Raw genomic sequence first — 21,085 nt, forward strand, 5'->3', positions numbered from 1 at the left:
TTTAGTATATTTTTTTGCAAATTAAAACTATTTTGTTGTCATTTTCATCAGTTGTAAAAAAACAATACCGATTTCCGCCTTCTTTTATTTTCCATTTTTTTCGAATGCTTTCAACCGTGTCGGGAAAATTTCTGGTGGTGATGTTTAGCTGTTGATTTTCAAGATGCACCTTCATTTCATTTTTATGATATGGAAATGTGTTTTCAATGTCAAAAATCCTTCCTGGAAAAGTCACGAGCGTTGAATTCGTGTATAAATGCGAATGTTTGTGCAGTTTATTTAGGTTGTAAAAAGTTCCCACTTCATCAAATCCTCCTGATTTCATTATGGCGCTGTTGGGTTCGTACAAATACTTTTGGGGCAAACCATAGGTTGCCATTTCAGGTTTTTTGTCCAAAATAAATTCGAAAACATCCCTTTTTTCCTTTACAATATTGACCGTTTTTATCTTGATTTCACCGGAATAATCTTTGTGAATTTCCCATAATAATTCCTTTACTTCATTTTCAAGAGCCACGACATGGATGGTCTTTACATTTTTGAGTTCGGATAATCCTGCCGAAATATCGAGCAAAGGAGCTGTTTTTATTAGAATGGAATCTGAATATTGAAACAACAAATCAAGATGTTCGGGAACATTGGGCAAACAATCTTGGAGCATGAAAACTTTGCCTTTGGCATTGTTTCTTCGAGAAGGATCAATATAAATCCAATCCAATTTGGTGTTTAATTGGGTTAAAATTTCTAAACTATCTCCCGAATGGCAAGAGATATTTTTTACCTCCAGTTTTTCGAAATTATGTTTTACAATATCAGAGAGTTCTTGATTTATTTCGCAATGCGCCACAACTTTCATTTTTTTTGCAAAATAAAAATCATCAACTCCAAAACCTCCAGTCAAATCAATTAGGCTTTCGCCGAAAACGATGGTGTTTTTATAGGAAGCCGTCTTTTCGGATGAGGTTTGTTCGACAGAAATTTTGCTTGGATAAATAATGTTTTCTGCTGCAAACCAACTCGGCAATTTGAGTTTTGCTTTTGTTTTGGCTTCAATTTGGCTCAAGATGGAAATCCATTCCACTTCAGGAAACGGATTTTTTTGTAGGGCTAATTTCGAGATGGTTTCATCAATATTGGCATTGATAAATTTTTGAATTTCAGGATTTAGCAGGTTTAAATCCAAAATTATATGTTTTTTGTTAGTAGTTTTATTACTGCATTTTCAGGGAAAAATTCTTTTCCTATTACTTTTAGGATTGTGTACAAGGGAACGGCTATGACCATTCCTAAAATTCCGGACAGAAAACCTGCAATCAAGATAACCAGAAATATCTCCAATGGATGTGAGCTGACACTTTTGGAAAAAATAAGCGGTTGCGAGAGGTTGTTGTCAATGATTTGCACAATCCAAAATCCTATCAAAACGTAGATGGTGGTAGGTAAAATTTCGGTTTGAAAATCACTCCCCAAGTTGCTCAACATCGTTAAAATTGCTGCCAAAACCGAAGCAATCAATGGACCAATGTATGGCACAATATTCAAAACGGCACACAAAAAGGCGATTATGAACATATTTGGAATGCCAAAAATTAACAATACAATCAGGTACAAAAGGAAGACGATAAACAATTGAAGCAGCAACCCAATAAAATAGCGGGAAAGCAGGTGATTTATTTTGTGCACAGAGTTTAAAATTTTGTCTTCTTGACTGTCTGGAATCAATTTTTTGGCTCCTTCGATAAATAGCAAGCTGTCTTTCAGAAAGAAAAAAGTAATAAATAATACCGAAGCAAGGCCAATTCCGAAGCTACTTATGGTGCCCAAGACGATATTTAAAAAATCAGGAATAAAATTGAAATTAATTTTTGAAGTTATATTGGCTTCCTTGATGACTTTCTCAGAATCAATATGATGACTTTCTAAAAAAACGGAAGTTTGGTTTAATAATTCGGTTATGTTTTTTTCAATTTCCGCCGTTTTCAACAGGGATAAATTTTCCCCTTGAGACGATATCAATGGGATAAACATCAAGACAAAACCAGTAATAAACAGTACAAAAATAAAAAGTGTCGCAATTGTCGCCAACGTATGCTTGAATTTAAGCCTTTTTTTAAAGAAATCAAGTATTGGATTTCCTATCAACGTGAGGATTAAGGCTACAATAAGATAGATTACAATGGACTGGATTAAATACAAGAAATACATGCAAACCACCACCAAAACTAGAAGACCTATCGCTCTTAAAATCCCGTTTGCTATTATTTTTGAAGTTATCATTTGTATTTTTTAGTGGATAAAGATAAAAAAACTCGCTAACAAGTAGCGAGTTTTGTATGTTAAAAACAGAAAGAAATTATATTCCGAAAGCTGCTCTTGCTCCACCAGAAACAAATAAGGCAGACATTCTTGATTTTTGGCCTAGAGTAAACATGTACATTCCTCTATCGTCAGTATAATCCATGTAGTTCATTGTCATTTCTACTGGAGTTCCAGGACAAGTGCTGTAATGAGGATAAGTTGGAACACCATAATTTGCAGTATTGTGTGTTGGTGTGTCAGCAACCAAATCACTTCCACAAGTGGCATCACCCCAAATATGACGAAGATTCATCCAGTGACCAATTTCGTGAGAAGCCGTTCTTCCTAAATTGTATGGATAAGCTGAACCTGAATCAGGTGTCACACCAACATATTTAGAATCACAAACAACTCCGTCTGTTGCCAATGAACCTCCAGGAAATTGTGCGTAACCCAAAATTCCACCACCGATTGTACAAACCCAAAGATTAAGATTTGTAGATGGCGAAGTAGGGTCTAATCCTCCTTGTTTAGTTTTTTTCATTGCATCTCTAGTTCCCCAAGATGTTTTAGTAGTTGCTTTTCTGTTGATTTTAACAAGTTCAAAAGTTATGTCAACATTAGCAGCCACTCCAGAAAATAAAGCAGGAATACTTCCAAAATCAGAATTTGTAGCAGTAAAATCTTTATTCAATACATCAATTTGCGATTGTATTTGGGCATCAGAAATGTTTTCTGCAGCAGTTTTGTACAAAACATTTACTACAACCGGAATTACAATTTTACCATTTACTAATCGGCTATTTGATAATTGTGCTTTTTGTGTAAAAGCTTCTATTTGGTTCATGCGTATGGCCAATGATGGATCGGCTGCCAATTGCGCTTCAAGAACTTCTTGTGAGGCACAACCTCTATGAGCAATGGCAGTAGTTGTTGGAGCAGTGGTATCAGTTGCTTCGTTTTGACAAGCAAAAAGCATCAGGATTACAGATGCCGATAAAAGGATTTTTTTCATAATAATAGATGTTAAATAATAATGGTTTAGGTTAATAAGTTGACAATTATATAACAAATTTATTAAAATAGCAATTTTTTTTAAAAAATTAGTTACTGTAACGTTATCGCTTTTTCTAGGCCAAAAAAAGAATAGTGCAATAAAAAATATAGTTTATGAAAGTAATATGTTCGTTGCCAAAACGTAAAAATGATTTTAGAAACGCAAACAGGACGTCAAGTCAAACTAATTATTAAAAATGTAATTCATAATGTTGGCTCCCATTTTTAGGGCTTTTTCACGAACTCCAATCGGGTCGTTGTGCACTTCGGGGTCTTCCCAACCATCACCCAAATCACATTCGAAAGTATAAAGCAGTACCAATCGATTGGCTATAAAAATCCCAAAAGCTTGCGGGCGTTTGCCATCGTGTTCGTGAATTTTTGGTAATCCACTTGAAAAAAGATACGGTTTTTGAAAAATTTGATGATTGGCAGGAATTTCGACCAAATCGTTATTGGGGAATATTTTTTTTATTTCTTTTCTAATATATTGATCCATTCCAAAATTATCGTCAATATGAAGAAAACCTCCCGAAGTCATGTAATTTCTCAAATTGCTGACATCGGCATCACTAAAAACCACGTTTCCGTGTCCAGTTATGTGCACAAAAGGATAGGAAAATAAATCGGGACTGCTTGGTTCTACCGTTGCAGGTTTGGTTTTTATTTTGGTGTTGATGTTTTGATTGCAATATTTAATCAAATTGGGCAAAGAAGTTGGATTTGCATACCAATCGCCACCTCCGCTGTATTTTACCAAAGCAATTTCTTGGGAAAATGACGAAAAAGACAACAAAAGGAACAAGAAATATACTTTTTTCATAAACATCTGAAATGCTGCGCCAGTTCGCTGTCGCTCGGGTCAAAATTCGTTAATCTGAAATCTCCAATCTTAATTTTCATTCACAAAAACCACACTATGGCAAGCCACAACAGCAGCCGTTTCTGTTCTCAATCTGGTGTTTCCCAAAGATACCGGAACATACTTGTTTTCAAGTGCCAATGCAATTTCTTTTTCCGAAAAATCGCCTTCGGGACCAATGAGCAAGGTGACATTTTCGTTTGGTTTCAAAACTGATTTCAATGTTTTTTTGTCCGTTTTCTCGCAATGGGCAATCAATTGCAAACCTTTGTTTTCGTGCTTTATAAATTCTTTGAAAGTTTTGGCTTCATTCAGTTTTGGAAGAAACAACGCGTTGGATTGTTTCACTGCTGTCAATATAATTTTATCAAATCTTTCTTTATTGACCACTTTTCGTTCGGAGCGGTCGCAAATAATGGGCGTGATTTCGTGAATGCCAATTTCGGTGGCCTTTTCCAAAAACCATTCGAAACGATCGTTCATTTTTGTGGGTGCAACCGCCATGTGCAACTTGAATTTTGAAGGTTCAGCCTTTTCGACAGACAAAATTTTTACGGTACATTTATTGTCTGATGCCAGTGTAATTTCGGTTTCGAACAAGAATCCCAAACCATTGGTTACATAAAGAATGTCAGTGTCTTTTTTTCGTAAAACTTTGATGATGTGTTTGCTTTCTTCTTTGTCAAAAGAAAAGCTTTCAGTAGTTTCGTCGATATTTGGATTGTAAAATAATTGCATGGTTAGAATTGAATTCGTGCTTTGGAAACAACTGCAGCAGTTTCGAAATTTTGGGATAAAAACTTTTGATAACCCACAATTCCTATCATGGCGGCATTATCGGTGGTGTATTCAAATTTTGGAATAAAAGTCTTCCAGCCGTATTTTTGTTCAGCTTCTTTTAAAGTATTTCGAATTCCGGAATTGGCCGAAACACCTCCGCCAATGGCGATTTGTTTGATTCCGGTTTCTTTTACCGCCAATTTTAATTTATCCATCAAAATTTCGATAATGGTATGTTGGATGGAAGCACAAACGTCGTTCAGATTTTCCTCAACAAAATTCGAGTTTTCCAGTTTTTTCTTTTGGACAAAATATAAAATCGCCGTTTTCAAACCCGAAAAACTGAAGTCTAATCCGGGAACTTTTGGTTTGGTAAAAGCAAAGGCTTTCGGGTTTCCAAGTTGTGCATATTTATCGACTAATGGGCCGCCAGGATAAGGAAGTCCCAGTATTTTGGCGCTTTTGTCAAAAGCTTCTCCCACGGCATCATCAGTGGTTTCGCCAATGATTTCCATATTGAAAAAGTGGTTTACTTTCACGATTTGGGTATGTCCGCCAGAAATGGTTAATGCCAAAAATGGAAATGTTGGTTTGTCAAATCCTTCCTCATCGATAAAATGGGCTAAAATATGTGCCTGCATGTGGTTTACGGCAATCAGGGGAATTTGCAATGCCAATGCCAAGGATTTGGCAAAGGAGCTTCCCACCAGAAGTGAACCCATCAAACCAGGTCCTTGGGTAAATGCAATTGCAGAAAGTTGTTCTTTTTTTATATTTGCTTTGCGCAAAGCAGCATCAATGACCGGAACAATGTTTTGTTGGTGTGCACGCGAAGCCAGTTCAGGAACCACGCCGCCATATTGGTTGTGAATCAGTTGGTTGGCGACAACATTTGACAAGACTTTGTCGTTATGTAAAACCGCTGCGGCCGTGTCATCGCAGGAACTTTCGATGGCGAGAATAAAAACCTCGGGATTTTGCATAAAAAGGCGTAATTTTTGAATTATATTTGACAAATTTAAAACATTAATAGGTATCAAAAAACTTAAAAAAATAGTATTTCGTTCTATCCTTGGACTTATCCTGCTATTATTGGTACTTGGCATTGCCTTAACATTGCCTTTTGTCCAGACTAAAATAGGTCATTACGTTACCAATTCCCTCAACGAACAATTCAAGATTAATATCAATGTGGAGCAGGTTTCTTTTACTGTTTTCGGAGGTGTCAAGCTTAAAAAAGTATTGATCCTGGACCATCATAAAGACACCCTGATTTATGTTAACAGGATTAAAACTAATATTTTAGACTGGAATAAGTTGTTGAAAGTTGATTTGATTTTTGGTGATGTTGCTTTGGACGGGGTATATTTTAACATGAAAACCTACAAAAAAGAAAAGCTGTCCAATCTTGATAAATTTGTTGCGGCATTCGATACTGGAAAACCACCTTCCAAAGAACATTTTTTGTTGACGGCTACCAAAGTGAAAATTTCCAACGGCCATTATAGTTTGATTGACGAAAACAGGGAAAATCCCAAAGATGTTGACTTCACGAAGATTAATTTAGCCGCAACGGCCTTAAAAATATATGGGCCAGAAGTGACCACGACCATCAACAGTTTGTCTTTTCAGGATCATCGAGGAATATTTGTCGAGGATTTGAGCACAAAATTCAGCTATACCACAAAGCACATCAAACTGGAAAATCTTGATTTGTTGACCAAGGAATCCAAGTTGAAAGGGGAGGTTGTAATGAATTATGAAATTGAAGATTTTGCCCATTTTACGGATAAAGTAGAATTTGACATACAAATGGATAAGGCTTCCTTGGCTTCTAATGACATTCGCTGTTTTTATAATGAATTGGGGAAAAACCAACTTTTTAAAATCAAGGGAAGAATAAAAGGTCCTTTGAACAATTTGGTGTTGACAAACTTAAAATTGGTCGATTCAAAAAAATCCCAAATAATAGGAACAATACACTTCAAAAATCTTTTTCCAAGCAAAGGGAAAACATTTTACATGAACGGAAATTTTGCCAAACTTTCTACCAGTTATGATGATCTTGTTACGGTTTTGCCTAATGTTTTGGGCAAAAGACTGCCCATTATCTTGAAAAAACTGGGTACTGTCAATTTAGTTGGCGATGCACAGGTGACTACCACTTCACTGGATGCCAGTTTTGCCATGGGAACACAGTTGGGGAAAGTAAATTCTGATTTGAGCATTGAAAACATACATTTGTCCGACAAAGCAACTTATGCGGGAAACATTGTTTTGGAAAACTTTGATATAGGGACCTTATTGGACAGAAAAGATGTTGGAAAAGCAAGTTTGAATCTCGACGTAGATGGGATTGGTTTTTCTGAAAAGTATTTGAATACTTCTTTGAAAGGCGATATTAGCCAAATTAATTACAACAATTATACTTACAGCAATGTAGTTCTCAATGGGAATTTTAACAAGGGACTTTATAAAGGCCAAGTTTCGGTAAACGATTCTAATTTGAGCTTGAACTTTGATGGGCTGGTAGATTTAAGTAAAAAAGAAAGTAGATATGATTTTCATGTCAAGGTTGACAATGCCGATTTGTATAAATTAAAATTTATCAAAGACACCATTTCCCGATTTAAAGGAGACATCGTGTTGCAAGTTTCAGGAAATTCCATAGACAATCTCAAAGGGGATGTGTTTATCAACAAAACGGTCTATAAAAATGTAAAAGCAACCTATGTTTTTGACGACTTTTACATTAATTCCACTTTTGACCAAAATCGTGTGAGAACCATTACCGTGAATTCTCCCGACATAGTCCAAGGAGAAATTGTTGGAAAATACGAATTCAACCAGCTTAAAAATTTGGTAAAAAATTCATTGGGAAGTCTTTATACCAATTACAGGCCGGTCAAGGTGAAAAAAGGCCAATTTTTAAAATTTAATTTTTCTATTTACAATAAAATAATCGAAATCTTTTATCCGGAAATTTCTATTGGCACGAACACTGTGGTGAAGGGAAACATCAGCTCGGACAACCAAGAATTCAAACTTAATTTTAACTCTCCAAAAATCACGGCTTCGACCAATACATTTGATAATATTAGAATCAAGATTGACAACAAGAATCCGCTTTATAATGCTTTTATTGAATTGGACAGCATCAAAACCAAGTATTACAAAATACGGGATTTTAGTTTGATAAACGTGACCATGAAAGACACTTTGTTCTTTCGATCCGAGTTTAAAGGAGGTTCAAGAGGTCAGGATTATTTTAATTTGAACTTGTATCACACCATCAATAAAGACAACAACAATGTTGTTGGATTGAATAAATCCGAAATTAAGCTTAAGGATTATTTGTGGTTTTTGAATGAAAACGAAACGCCAAACAATCAAATTGTATTTGACAAATCCTTCGAAAATTTCAATTTCGATAATATAATAATGTCTCATGAAAACCAGGAAATCACCTTTATGGGTGATATTAAAGGCGCTACATACAAGGACTTAAAAGTAAGTTTTAAAGATGTCGACTTGAATCAAATCACGCCAGCCGATCCCAAATTTGTCTTTAACGGGAATGTCAATGCCATCGTGAATTACAAACAAAACAATGCTGTTTATCAAATTCCGGCTTCCATACAAATTGATCATTTGAACATCAACAAAACCGATTTGGGCAATTTGAATTTTGATATTTCCGGAGACGAAAATTTAAAAAAATTCACTTTAGATGCCAATATCGAAAACAAAAACGTGGAATCTTTCAATGCCAATGGAAGTTTTGAAATAGTTGACAAACAAACGATATTGGACTTGAATTTAAAACTGGACAAATTTAATTTGGGAGTTTTGAGTTCGCTGGGAGGCGAAGTGTTGTCCAATATCCGTGGATTTGCATCTGGAAATGCCAGTATAGCAGGAAATTTTAACAAGCCAGAAATCAACGGACGACTTTATGTGGATAATGCCGGTATGACGATTCCGTATCTAAATGTGGATTATTCGTTAAATGAAAGAACTATTGTTGATTTAGCCGATGAGAAGTTTTTGTTTAGAAACAACGTGCTTACCGATACAAAATTTAAGACAAAAGGCACTTTGAATGGAAGTATTGAGCACAAAAACTTTTCAGATTGGAAGTTGGATTTGGCCATAAATTCCAAAAGATTGTTGGTGCTTGACACGAAAGATAGCGAAGATGCGGCTTACTATGGAATTGCTTTCATCAATGGTTTAGCCACCATCAAAGGGCCAACGGATGGATTATTTATAAAGGTTGATGCCAAATCCGAAAATGGTTCATCATTAAAAATACCCATCAATGATGCCGAAAACATAAGCGAAAATGATTTTATCCATTTCTTGACTGCCAAGGAAAAGTTCAATATCAAGCAAGGTATCGTTGATAATTCCAGAAATTACAAAGGACTTGAATTAGAGTTTGATCTCGACATTACCCCAAATGCGGAAGTCGAAGTCATCTTGGATCGAAATTCAGGCCACGGGATGAAAGGCAGGGGCAATGGAACACTTTTGTTTAAAATAAATACATTGGGTAAATTCAATATGTGGGGCGATTTCCAAGCGTATGATGGAACTTATAATTTTAAATACGGCGGTATCATAGACAAGAAATTTATTGTCAAAAAAGGTGGGTACATCTCATGGGAAGGAAATCCAATGAAAGCACGTTTAAATTTGGAAGCCATATATAAAACCTCGGCAAATCCAGCCGTTTTGCTAGAGAATTCCTCCTTTAACAAAAAGGTGGATGTAAATGTGGTCATTGGTTTGCGAGGCGATTTGACAAGTCCTGAACCGGACTTCAATTTTGAATTTCCAACAGTGAGCAACGTATTAAAATCAGAAATAGAATACAAGTTAAATGACAAGGATGTACGACAAACCCAAGCCTTGTATTTATTGTCCACAGGAAGTTTTTTAAGTTCCAATGGGGTAAACCAGTCTGCTTTATCGCAGAATTTATTTGAATCGGCCACCAGTTTATTGACAGGCATGATTCATTCTGATGACGAAAAATTCAATGTGGAGTTAGATATAATTACTGCCGACAAAAGAGTAGGAAGCGAATCTGACGGAAGATTTGTGGCATCAGTCTCGTCCAAAATCAACGAAAGAATTACCATCAACGGAAAAGTTGGGGTCCCTTTTGGAGGCGTTAATCAGTCAGCAGTTGTTGGTGATGTCGAGATTTTGTATCGGGTTAATGAAGATGGAACGGTGAATTTGCGCTTTTTTAACAGAGAAAACGACATCAATTATATAGGAGAAGGAATAGGATATACTCAAGGAATAGGTATTTCTTATGAAGTTGATTTTGATACTTTTAAAGAATTGGCCAATAAATTTTTTAAAAACCATAAAATAGAAACCGCACCAGCTGATAACGTGATCGATGTGGATTCAAATTTGCCTCCAGAGAACAGGGATATTCCTAAGCCCAATAAAACAGATTCAAAAGACCAAAAAGTGAATCAAGAAGGTAGAATTCCCGAAGAATATTAATACCATTACAATTTTCTAAAGAAATTCATTCTGTTCAATAATCTTTATTTATTGGGCAAAATATAAATTTTATTACAATTTTTTATCAACTTATTAACGATAACGTTTGAATTTCGAGCATTTTACCAATTTATTAAAAACACACCTTTAAAAGTGCAGAATGTTTATTAAATTTACGCTTTTAATACTTAAATAATGCCAAAAACAATAAAAAAGGTTGCCGTTTTGACCTCTGGTGGAGATTCACCAGGGATGAATGCAGCCATCAGATCAGTAGTTAGAACATGCGCTTACCACGACGTAAAGTGCATAGGAGTTTATAGAGGTTACCAAGGAATGATAGAAGGTGACTTTCTAGAAATGGGCGCAAGAAGTGTGCACAACATTATCAATAAAGGGGGAACGATACTCAAATCAGCACGCTCTAAAGAATTCATGACTGTCGAAGGCCGAAAAAAAGCGTACGACCAGCTCATGAAAGAAGGAGTGGATGCTTTGGTAGTAATCGGCGGTGACGGAAGTTTTACCGGTGCCGAGGTCTTCAATAAAGAATATGGTTTTCCAGTAATGGGAATTCCTGGTACAATTGATAATGATATTTTCGGAACCAGTCATACTTTGGGTTACGACACGGCCTTGAATACAGTTGTGGATTGCATTGATAAAATTCGAGACACGGCCAGTTCACACAATCGATTATTTTTCGTTGAAGTAATGGGACGCGATGCCGGTCATATTGCTTTAAATGCAGGAATTGGTGGTGGAGCAGAAGAAGTGTTAATCCCAGAAGAAGAATTGGGTCTAGAAAGATTGCTGGATTCCCTCAAGAAAAGCAAAGCATCTGGAAAATCATCCAGTATCGTTGTTATAGCCGAAGGGGACAAAATTGGTAAAAACGTATTCGAATTAAAAGATTATGTTGAAGCTAATTTGCCAGAATACGAAATTCGTGTTTCGGTTTTGGGGCACATGCAACGTGGAGGGGCTCCTTCATGTTACGATAGAGTTCTTGCCAGTAGATTAGGCGTTAAAGCCGTGGAATCCTTATTGGAAGGCAAATCCAACTTTATGGTTGGAATGGTAAATGATAAAGTGTCGCTTACACCATTGGAACAAGCGATAAAAGGACATACTGAAATAGACAGGGAATTACTTCGAGTTTCAGAAATAATGTCAATATAAAAAACGATCAGGTTTCAATTTATTAAACCTTAATCACAACATAGAATAATATATAAACGATTAAATAACAAGAAAATGTCAAAAGTAAAATTAGGAATTAATGGTTTCGGAAGAATTGGAAGAATTGTTTTCAGAGAATCTTTCAATAGAGACAATGTAGAAGTAGTGGCAATCAATGACTTATTAGATGTAGACCACTTGGCTTACTTATTAAAATACGATTCAGTTCACGGTCGTTTTAACGGAACCGTTGAAGTAAAAGAAGGTAAACTTTATGTAAACGGAAGAAACATCCGCATCACTGCCGAAAGAAACCCTGCAGATTTAAAATGGAATGAAGTTGATGTTGATGTAGTAGCGGAGTGTACAGGTATCTTTACAACTGTTGAAACTGCAAATGAGCACATTAAAGGTGGTGCCAAAAAAGTAATTATTTCTGCTCCATCTGCAGATGCTCCAATGTTTGTAATGGGAGTAAACCACGAAACTGCAAAAGCTACAGACACAGTAGTTTCTAACGCTTCTTGTACAACAAACTGTCTAGCTCCATTAGCTAAAGTAATCAATGATAACTTCGGAATCGTGGAAGGTTTAATGACCACTGTTCACGCAACAACTTCAACTCAAATGACTGCTGACGGTCCTTCTAGAAAAGACTGGAGAGGTGGACGTGCAGCTGCAATAAACATCATTCCTTCTTCGACTGGTGCTGCAAAAGCGGTTGGAAAAGTAATTCCTGCTTTGAATGGAAAATTAACTGGAATGTCTTTCCGTGTTCCTACTGCTGACGTTTCTGTAGTAGATTTAACTGTAAAAGTAGCCAAAGAAACTTCTTATGAAGAAATTATGGCTGTTTTGAAGAAAGCTTCTGAAACTACCATGAAAGGTATTTTAGGATATACTGAAGATGCAGTGGTATCTCAAGATTTTATCTCTGATAAAAGAACTTCAATCATTGACGCCAATGCAGGAATTGGATTGAATTCAACTTTCTTCAAATTAGTGTCTTGGTACGATAATGAATATGGATATTCAAGTAAATTAATTGATTTATCCGTGCACATTGCAGGTTTAAAATAATTTATATATTGATGAAAATCCCGTTGAAATTATTCTTGACGGGATTTTTATTTTAAACTATATTTCCCAAACCCGAGATAAAAAGGAACTGGCGCAGAGCAATCCATCTTAAGCGAAGTTCACGAAATCCTGCTCAAAATGAAAGTTTAATGAAGCAATCGGGGCTAAAAAAAAACCAAACCAAATAATAAATTTTGAATTATAATTTCCGGAATTCCCCTAAATCGTAATTCACTAAATCCAAAATTAAAAATGAGATTATTAGTAGATAGTGGTTCCACCAAAGCTGATTGGATTGCCATTGATGAGGAAGGTAAAGTATTGTTTACAACCCAAACACTAGGATTGAATCCTGAAATACTTGAAGGAGAGGAAATTATCGAGCGAATTAACGATCGTTTTGACATTCTTCAAAATAAAGACAAAGCCACACACCTTTTCTTTTACGGAGCCGGTTGCGGAACCGATAGAATGAAGATTGAACTTTCGAGAGTTTTTCAAGAATATTTTTCGAATGCAATTATTTCAGTAAACGAAGATACTTATGCTGCCGTTTATGCTACAACTCCAAAAGGAGAAGAAGCCATTGTAAGCATTCTGGGAACAGGTTCAAATTGTAGCTATTTTGACGGAAAAGTTTTGCAGCAAAAAGTACAATCACTAGGTTATATTATTATGGATGATTGTAGTGGCAACTTTTTTGGAAAAGAATTAATCCGTAAATATTATTTCAATAAAATGCCAAAAGAATTGGCTGTCGAATTCGAAAAAGAGTATGATTTAAGTGCTGATTTTATTAAAAGCAAATTATACAAAGAACCCAATCCAAACGCCTATTTGGCTACTTTTGCAAAATTCCTCATCCAGAACAAAGAACATGATTTTTGTAAAAAAATCATTTTCAAGGGGATGAAATCTTTTGTAAAAAACTACATCAGACAATTTGATAATTGCAAGGAAGTTCCCGTACATTTTGTGGGTTCAATAGCTTTCTATTTGAAAGATGAATTGCAAATAACCTTTGATAAATACGAATTGAAACTAGGAAATGTTTTAAGGAGACCTATTGACGGACTGATTGCTTATCACGTTAAAAACAAATAAAAAAATACAAACCTGGCTTAGAATACCAGGTTTTTTTATAAATAGTAAAACCAAAAAAAATGGAAATAGCAATTATTGCCCATGATGGAAAAAAAGCGGACATGGTCCAGTTTTTAAACAAAAACAAAGCTGTTTTGCAACAAGAAAAAATTAAACTTATTGCAACAGGAACAACGGGTACCAAAGCAGAAAGCGCAGGATTTAAAGTAAAAAAAATGCTTTCCGGACCACAAGGTGGAGATGCCCAAATTGCGGGTCGCGTTGCCGAAGGAAAAACCAAAATGGTCTTGTTTTTTAAAGACCCATTGTCCAGTCATGCACACGAATCCGACGTGAATATGTTAGTCCGTGTTTGTGACGTTCACAACGTGCCATTGGCAACAAACGAAGCATCGGCACAGTTGTTTTTGAATGCTATAGCACAGCAATCATAGAAATTTCGACATTTAGATTTTTTGGCAAACATGCCACTTGAACCGTTTCACGAGCTGGAGCGGTTTTTTCGTTGAAATATGAACCGTAAACAGTGTTTATAGCTGCAAAATCATTCATGTTCATAATAAATATGGTTGTTTTTACCACGTTTTCAAAAGTCATTCCGGCGGCTTCCAGCACGGCTTTCATGTTTTCCATGACTTGTTGGGTTTCGGCCTCAATGGTAGCCGTTACCAATTCTCCAGTTTTTGGATTAATGGCAATTTGCCCAGAAGTGTAAAGAGTGTTTCCTTTAAGAACCGCTTGGTTGTATGGCCCTATTGGTGCTGGAGTATTTTCGGTAAAAATTATTGTTTTCATAAAAACTATGTTTAGGATTTGAATGTATTAAATTACATTGGAACTATCTGTTGGAAGTACTTCGTTTGTCATACTTTATGTCGCTTAGCACGCCAGATTTTATCCCGATGAAGAAACTCCAATTTGCTTGTTGTCCAAAGGGTTGCCAGTTGAAATCCATTCTCCAGCTCAACAAATCTCTTTCAAAACGAAGTTGGGTGTAAGTAACGCCATTTTGTACAAAATCGTATCCTGTGGAGACTCCTGCTTTCCATTTTGGCGTCAAATCGGCATTGGCGGAAATCATTATGGAATTCCCCGTGATTTTGCTCTCGCGGTTGTTGTTTCCGTAGGTTAATGAATAGGCAAATGTCATGTCCCAAGGCAATACTGACCTGAAAAACTCTGTAATTTTATCTTCTCCGTCATCTTCATCTTCATCAAATTGACTTTTTGCTCTTGTATGGTCTATCGTGCTTTTACCAAACAAATCATCATCGCGCCCTCCGTTTCTTTGGCCTTGTTCATTTTTGTTTTTCTTGTCGTCTTTTTTACTTGTAATAGAATAATTTAAGGTCATGTTGGCGCTGGTCATTCTAAATAAACTTCCGCCATTGTTGATGTTGAAAACATTAATTCTTTTGCCGGAATTATCAATGGCATAAGGATCTAATGTTGTCCCGAAGTTGATATTCATTTTGTCATCAAACAGTTGTGTTCCGCCGCTTACTCGCACGGGTTCCCAGGCAAGCGAGGTAACTCCGTCTGCATTGAGGTCATAATTAGTGGACAGATTTAAATTGTTGAGCAGCATAATTTTTTTTGCTTCAACTTTTGTGCTGTCTTTATCGGTTACTTTTGCTTCAAAAGTATTGCTTAAATCAAATCCAATTCGATTGGAATTCGTATTTCCGGGTGCTCCAAAAATACCACCTTCAAATCGGGTGTATTCGTCGGTCATTGTTCCGCTGGCATCGATGGCATAAGTATCGTAATATTTTTCAAAACTTGGAGTATAGCCATAAGAAAGCGATGGACGCATGACGTGTCGAATGGATTTTATTTTTTTGTTTTCGCCAAAATTGAACGTTCCATAAATTGTGGTTCCCAAACTACTCGAAAAATTATAGGTTCTGTAAGCATCAAAACCATTGATGGTTTGGTCTACCACCTTGCTTTGATCTGCATTATAGCCCCTTTGAATGGTTTTTAAATACCAAACTTCTTCATAGTTTGCGGAAGCGGAACCGCTAAAATATTTGAATAGCTTAAAATTAGTGCTTAACGGAATGCTGTGTTGCATCCCTATTTTGGCATCATTAAACATTGCAGGCTTGAAGAATAAGGAATCTGTCGTGACAAAGCTGTTTTTTCCGCTTAAATTATAAAGCAAATTGATGTTCTTGAAAAAGCCTTTTTTGACGCCATCTTTGCCCACAAAAGGATAAATTCTGTCTACACTGTATTGCAAATCAGGCAATGTCATGTTGATTTCTGATGTTTGGGTATTTTGCGAATGCGTCGCCGTCAAGGACAATCGGGAACCTATATTGCCAAGAAAAGTTTTGCTGTAAGAAATAGAGGAACTTAGGGTATTATTCAAATTCGAACCTACATTCGCTTGATTGATGGATTGTTTGTAGTATTTACTGCTACCCATGTTTACCGATGCGGAAAAACTCGAATTCGGACTTCCTTTAGAGTCTTTGGAATGCGACCATTGAATGTTGTAGATGTTTTGCTTGGAATAATCAGGATAACCTCTTTCGCTATTGATTAAATTTTCAAATCGGACATTTATATTCCCGCGATAGCTGTATCTTTTGGCATAAGAGGATTCTCCGCGAAGCGCATAACTTCCATTGGTATAATAATCTCCTAAAAGTGTTAGATCATAATTGTCGCTGAGCGCAAAATAATAGCCTCCATTTTGCAATGAAAATCCCCTGTTGTTCGAATCATTGTAACTCGGCAAAAGAATTCCCGAAACGCTGGTTTCTTTGCTCATTGGAAAAAAAGCAAAAGGCAAAGCAATAGGCGTGGGTACGTTGGCGATGACCATATTGGTTATTCCAGTAACGACTTTCTTGCCGGGAATAAATTTTACTTTATTGGTCTGGAAATAATATTCTGGATTATCGACGTCTTTGGATGTGGTGAAACGTGCGCCTTTCAAGAAATATACTGAATCATTTTCTTTTTTTGTAATGGACGCTTTCACTTTAAATTCGTTTTGGTCTGTTCTCGAATTCCAAATCAAGGCTTTTTTTGTTTTAAAATTAAAACGAATCGAATCGGGTTCTATGACATTTTCTCCTTGTTTAAAATTGGGAAATTGAGTGTAAGCTCCCGTGGAATCCTTTATTCGGCCGGCATAAACCTCATTTTTTTCATAGTTCATGACTATGATTCCTGCTTTTAATTCAATATCTTGATAATAAAGTTCTGCTTTGTCATATAAAGTGATTCGTTTTTTCTTTTGCTCAATTTTGGCATAGTTTTCAGACTTGTATTGTACGGTGCCATCAAGAAATGCTTTGGGTTGAATACTGTCTTTCTTGATGGTATCCGTTTCTGATTTTATGATTGCAATGTTGGGGTTTTGACTGTTTTTTGCGGTCAAACCGGAACTGTCTTTTTGTTTTTTTACGGGTAGTGCTGTCGTTTTCTTAGATATATCTTGTGAATATAATTCACAAGATCCCATTGTTAGGAAAATTGATAATAAAACGATATTAAATAAGTTTGTATTCAAAGGTTTTAATGCTATTTTTGTAAAAATATGGCTTGTTTTTAGGCGTGTCAAACTTACATATAAATTTTTGTCAAAAATAATCAATTAATAAATTTATAACCGCCCTGTTTTAATTAAAATTAACTTTTAGATTTATGTGCATTAAAAATAAATTCAAATTACAGTTCGCTCTTTTACTTACGATAGTTTCATTTGTTTCTTATGGTCAATCCAATCTTTTCAAAGTGACTTTGGATGCAGGCCACGGAGACCACGATTTTGGTGCTGTGTATAGCGGTCGTGTGGAGAAAAACATAAATCTCGCAATCGTGCTTAAAGTGGGAAGATTATTGGAGCAAAATCCAAAAATTGACGTTATTTACACTCGAAAAACAGATGTTTTCATAGATTTGATTGAAAGAGCCAATATTGCCAATCGCGCTGATGCCAACATTTTTGTTTCCGTTCATTGCAACGCCAATAAAAACACCGCTGCAGATGGAACCGAAACCTACGTAATGGGTATGAGTAAAGTGGCTTCGAATCTTGAAGCGGCCAAAAAGGAGAACTCCGTTATTACTTTGGAAAAAGATTACAAACAAAAATACGAAGGTTTTGATCCCAACTCTCCCGAAACCATGATTGGAATGACTTTGATGCAGGAAGAATATTTGGAAAACAGTATTTCATTGGCTAGTAAAATAGAAGATGGATTCGCGGCTTTAGGCAAAAAAATTAGACACGGAGGCGTAAAACAAGCACCATTTATGGTATTGCACAAAGCCTATATGCCAAGAGTATTGATAGAAACGGGTTTTATTTCTAATCCTGACGAAGGGAATGATTTAAATTCTGAAGAAGGGCAGAACGAAATTGCCAGAGCCATTGCCAATGCCATCATTAGTTACAAAAATGAATATTATGGTAATGGAACAATAGACAATGATGTTGAAAGACCTTCTCAAAAAATTATTGAAACTCCCATAAAAGACACTTCTTCTCCAGTAAAACCAAAACCGAATCTAGATGTTTCTGCAACAAAAAAAGCGACAAAAAACATAGAAACATCGGGTGTTGTTTACAAAGTGCAATTATCGGCAAGTACAAAAAAAATAGCCTTGACGCCAAGTAATTTCAAGGGATTGAAAGACATCTCCGTGGTGTCTGAAAATAAATTTTATAAATATATGTACGGCCAAACGCCCAATTACAGTGAAGCCAAAAAGCAATTGGAAGAAGCAAAATCAAAAGGATATGATTCTGCCTATTTGATTGCATTTAAAAACGGAACAAAAATCAGTGTTCAAGAAGCCCTCACCAATAATTAATAACAAGAAGTTTAATTATTTTATATTAAATTTGCGCAAATACTTATATTTTGAAAATAACAAGAGAAATTAAAACCGCCATATTAGTAATTTCATCAATTTTACTATTTATTTGGGGTTACAGTTATTTAAAAGGGAAAGACCTTTTTACCAATTACAAATCAGTGTATGTTGAATTTGACAATGTTGAAGGACTCGTTAAATCAGCAGCCGTTACTCTCAATGGACTAATTGTGGGTAATATCAGCAATATTACCATCAATCAAGAAACAGGAAAATTATTAGTTGAATTACAATTAAAAACAGATTTTCCTATTTCTAAATCCAGCATTGCTGCCATTTATGAACCTGGTTTTATTGCAGGAAAGCAAATTGCCATTTATCCTAATCTTAACGATAAAAATATTATTGCTGACGGCGATAAGCTAAAAGGAGTCATCAAAGCGGGTATTACCGAATCCTTAAAAGAAAAATTAGTTCCCCTTCAAGAAAAATTTGAGAAATTAATCCTTAGTTCCGACAAATTAGTAAATGGATTCAATAATGTCTTGGATGAAAAAGGACAACAAGATTTAAAAATCAGCCTGTCCGAACTCCGACAAACTATCGAGCAGTTTCACAAGTCTTCTTCCTCTTTGAACACGATTTTGGATGACAACAAAGGGCAAATCAAAGGAGCTGTGGCCAACTTTAACAAAGTCACAAGTGATTTTTCCAAGATTTCAGATTCCTTAAACAAAGCCGATTTAGGAAAAACAGTAAAAGAGCTTCAAAAAACATTGGCAAATGTCGATAAAATAATAGCCAATCTTCAAGCTGGAAAAGGTTCTGTGGGTAAATTGTTGACAGACGAAGAACTCTACAAAAATCTTGAGAAAACCTCAAAAGAATTAGAATTATTATTGGAAGACGTTAGACTCAACCCAACAAGATATGTAAATGTTTCTGTTTTTGGAAAGAAAAACAAACCCTATGTTGCGCCTGTAAACGATACAGTCACTAAAGTTAAAAACTAGCAATTATGAGTTATTTGGATTCTATTTTATTTGCAATATTACTGATTACAGGATTTGGTTATTTTTATTCCAATGTAAAAAAAATCATTAGAAACATCAATCTAGGTACGGCCGTAAATCGCAATGACAATCCAAAAGTCCGTTGGAAAAATATGACCATGATTGCCCTTGGACAATCCAAGATGGTAAAAAGACCCGTTGCCGGCATACTTCACATCATTGTTTACGCAGGATTTGTCATCATCAATATCGAATTGTTGGAAATTATCATCGATGGTTTATTTGGCACACACAGAATTTTTGCCTTTTTGGGAACTTTTTACGATGTATTGATTGCTTCCTTTGAAATATTGGCCCTTTTGGTTTTGGTCGCCGTATTCACGTTTTGGACAAGAAGAAACATCATTAAATTAAAACGTTTTGCCAATAAAGATTTAACAGGGTTTCCTATAAGCGATGCCAATTATATCCTGTATTTTGAAGTCGTCCTGATGTCGTTATTTTTGTTGATGAATGCCTCGGATTTGCATTTGCAAAATGTTCCAGGTGGTTTTTCTCATTTCATAAAAGCAGGTTCTTTTCCCATAAGTCAATTTATTGAGCCTTTATTTAATGGCTATTCGAACGAGTTGGTCATGCTTCTTTCAGAAATATTCTGGTGGTTGCATATCGTGGGGATTTTGATTTTCATGAACTATTTGTATTTTTCAAAACACTTACACATATTGTTGGCTTTCCCGAATACCTATTTTGCAAACCTTAATCCACAAGGGCAATTTGACAATTTAGAATCCGTTACCAATGAAGTAAAAATGATGATGGATCCCAACGCCGATCCTTATGCCACGGCACCAGCAACTGAAAATGCCGTTCCGGCCAAGTTTGGAGCCAGTGACATCCAAGACTTAAATTGGGTGCAATTGTTAAACGCTTACACCTGTACCGAATGTGGTCGTTGTACATCATCCTGTCCCGCAAACATCACTGGAAAAAAATTATCGCCTCGTAAAATCATGATGGCTACCAGAGACCGTGTGGAAGAAGTGGGAAAAAATATCGACGCCAACAAAGGCGTTTTTGTGCCAGACAATAAATCTTTGTTGAATGACTACATCACGCCCGAAGAATTATGGGCTTGTACTTCATGTAATGCCTGTGTCGAAGAATGTCCGGTGAGCATCAGTCCGCTTTCGATTATCATGGACATGCGACGATACTTGGTAATGGAACAAAGTGCAGCACCAGCACCAATCAATGCCTTGATGACCAATATCGAAAACAACGGTGCCCCTTGGCAATACAACCAGCAAGACCGATTGAATTGGAAAAATGAAATATAGTTGAA

The 21,085-nt window shown here is 36.0% G+C and carries 16 protein-coding genes; 8 read left to right on the forward strand and 8 right to left on the reverse strand.

Features of this window, described 5'->3' with window-relative positions; genetic code table 11:
- Position 1: 1 nt before the first annotated feature.
- From C0430_RS02855 to tsaD, 6 genes are all read right to left on the reverse strand, one after another.
- Entirely contained in the window at positions 2 to 1,183 is a 1,182-nt protein-coding gene (locus C0430_RS02855) for a class I SAM-dependent methyltransferase (protein ID WP_290865277.1), read from the reverse strand.
- A 2-nt stretch (positions 1,184 to 1,185) separates the two neighbouring features.
- Positions 1,186 to 2,277 (reverse strand): AI-2E family transporter, encoded by a 1,092-nt coding sequence (locus tag C0430_RS02860; RefSeq protein WP_290865279.1) that lies wholly within the window; start codon positions 2,275 to 2,277, stop codon positions 1,186 to 1,188.
- A 76-nt stretch (positions 2,278 to 2,353) separates the two neighbouring features.
- Entirely contained in the window at positions 2,354 to 3,313 is a 960-nt protein-coding gene (locus C0430_RS02865) for a zinc metalloprotease (RefSeq protein ID WP_290865281.1), read from the reverse strand.
- A gap of 225 nt (positions 3,314 to 3,538) precedes the next feature.
- Positions 3,539 to 4,177: a DUF4159 domain-containing protein gene (locus C0430_RS02870; protein WP_290865283.1), complete on the reverse strand. Its 639-nt coding sequence runs from the start codon at positions 4,175 to 4,177 to the stop codon at positions 3,539 to 3,541.
- A gap of 69 nt (positions 4,178 to 4,246) precedes the next feature.
- The gene (locus tag C0430_RS02875) at positions 4,247 to 4,954 is read right to left on the reverse strand and encodes a 16S rRNA (uracil(1498)-N(3))-methyltransferase (protein WP_290865285.1); all 708 of its coding nucleotides are present in this window, start codon (positions 4,952 to 4,954) and stop codon (positions 4,247 to 4,249) included.
- A 2-nt stretch (positions 4,955 to 4,956) separates the two neighbouring features.
- A complete protein-coding gene (gene tsaD / locus C0430_RS02880; protein ID WP_290865287.1) occupies positions 4,957 to 5,979 on the reverse strand; it encodes a tRNA (adenosine(37)-N6)-threonylcarbamoyltransferase complex transferase subunit TsaD in 1,023 nt (340 codons plus the stop codon).
- Between the two features lie 109 nt (positions 5,980 to 6,088).
- On the opposite strand from tsaD, the gene C0430_RS02885 reads away from it, so the two are divergent.
- The 5 genes from C0430_RS02885 to C0430_RS02905 all read left to right on the forward strand — a co-directional run bounded on the left by C0430_RS02885 (position 6,089) and on the right by C0430_RS02905 (position 14,322).
- Positions 6,089 to 10,522 carry a translocation/assembly module TamB domain-containing protein gene (locus tag C0430_RS02885; protein ID WP_290865289.1) on the forward strand — a complete coding sequence of 1,478 codons (4,434 nt, stop codon included), beginning with the start codon at positions 6,089 to 6,091 and terminating at the stop codon, positions 10,520 to 10,522.
- A gap of 195 nt (positions 10,523 to 10,717) precedes the next feature.
- A complete protein-coding gene (gene pfkA, locus C0430_RS02890) occupies positions 10,718 to 11,704 on the forward strand; it encodes a 6-phosphofructokinase (protein ID WP_290865291.1) in 987 nt (328 codons plus the stop codon).
- 75 nt (positions 11,705 to 11,779) lie between these two features.
- Positions 11,780 to 12,784, forward strand: coding sequence for a type I glyceraldehyde-3-phosphate dehydrogenase (gene gap / locus C0430_RS02895; protein ID WP_290865293.1), 1,005 nt, complete (start codon positions 11,780 to 11,782; stop codon positions 12,782 to 12,784).
- 252 nt (positions 12,785 to 13,036) lie between these two features.
- A complete protein-coding gene (locus C0430_RS02900) occupies positions 13,037 to 13,888 on the forward strand; it encodes an N-acetylglucosamine kinase (RefSeq protein WP_290865295.1) in 852 nt (283 codons plus the stop codon).
- A 59-nt stretch (positions 13,889 to 13,947) separates the two neighbouring features.
- The gene (locus C0430_RS02905; protein ID WP_290865298.1) at positions 13,948 to 14,322 is read left to right on the forward strand and encodes a methylglyoxal synthase; all 375 of its coding nucleotides are present in this window, start codon (positions 13,948 to 13,950) and stop codon (positions 14,320 to 14,322) included.
- Here the strand turns inward: C0430_RS02905 and C0430_RS02910 are convergent.
- Both C0430_RS02910 and C0430_RS02915 read right to left on the reverse strand, forming a co-directional pair.
- Positions 14,303 to 14,683 carry a RidA family protein gene (locus C0430_RS02910; RefSeq protein ID WP_290865300.1) on the reverse strand — a complete coding sequence of 127 codons (381 nt, stop codon included), beginning with the start codon at positions 14,681 to 14,683 and terminating at the stop codon, positions 14,303 to 14,305. The two genes, C0430_RS02905 and C0430_RS02910, sit on opposite strands and share 20 nt — an antisense overlap.
- 43 nt (positions 14,684 to 14,726) lie before the next feature.
- The gene (locus C0430_RS02915) at positions 14,727 to 17,468 is read right to left on the reverse strand and encodes a putative LPS assembly protein LptD (protein ID WP_290865302.1); all 2,742 of its coding nucleotides are present in this window, start codon (positions 17,466 to 17,468) and stop codon (positions 14,727 to 14,729) included.
- Positions 17,469 to 17,551: 83 nt separating this feature from the next.
- Here C0430_RS02915 and C0430_RS02920 point away from each other — a divergent pair, with 83 nt between their 5' ends.
- From C0430_RS02920 to C0430_RS02930, 3 genes are read left to right on the forward strand one after another with little or no spacing between them, the layout of a single operon-like run.
- Positions 17,552 to 18,724, forward strand: a complete 1,173-nt coding sequence (locus C0430_RS02920; RefSeq protein WP_290865304.1) for an N-acetylmuramoyl-L-alanine amidase — start codon at positions 17,552 to 17,554, stop codon at positions 18,722 to 18,724.
- Between the two features lie 50 nt (positions 18,725 to 18,774).
- Positions 18,775 to 19,740, forward strand: coding sequence for an MlaD family protein (locus C0430_RS02925; protein WP_290865306.1), 966 nt, complete (start codon positions 18,775 to 18,777; stop codon positions 19,738 to 19,740).
- A 5-nt stretch (positions 19,741 to 19,745) separates the two neighbouring features.
- On the forward strand, positions 19,746 to 21,080 hold the full coding sequence (locus C0430_RS02930) for a (Fe-S)-binding protein (protein WP_290865308.1): 1,335 nt from the start codon (positions 19,746 to 19,748) through the stop codon (positions 21,078 to 21,080).
- Positions 21,081 to 21,085 lie beyond the last annotated feature (5 nt).

It is taken from the genome of Flavobacterium sp., assembly GCF_013823965.1.
Taxonomy (GTDB): domain Bacteria; phylum Bacteroidota; class Bacteroidia; order Flavobacteriales; family Flavobacteriaceae; genus Flavobacterium.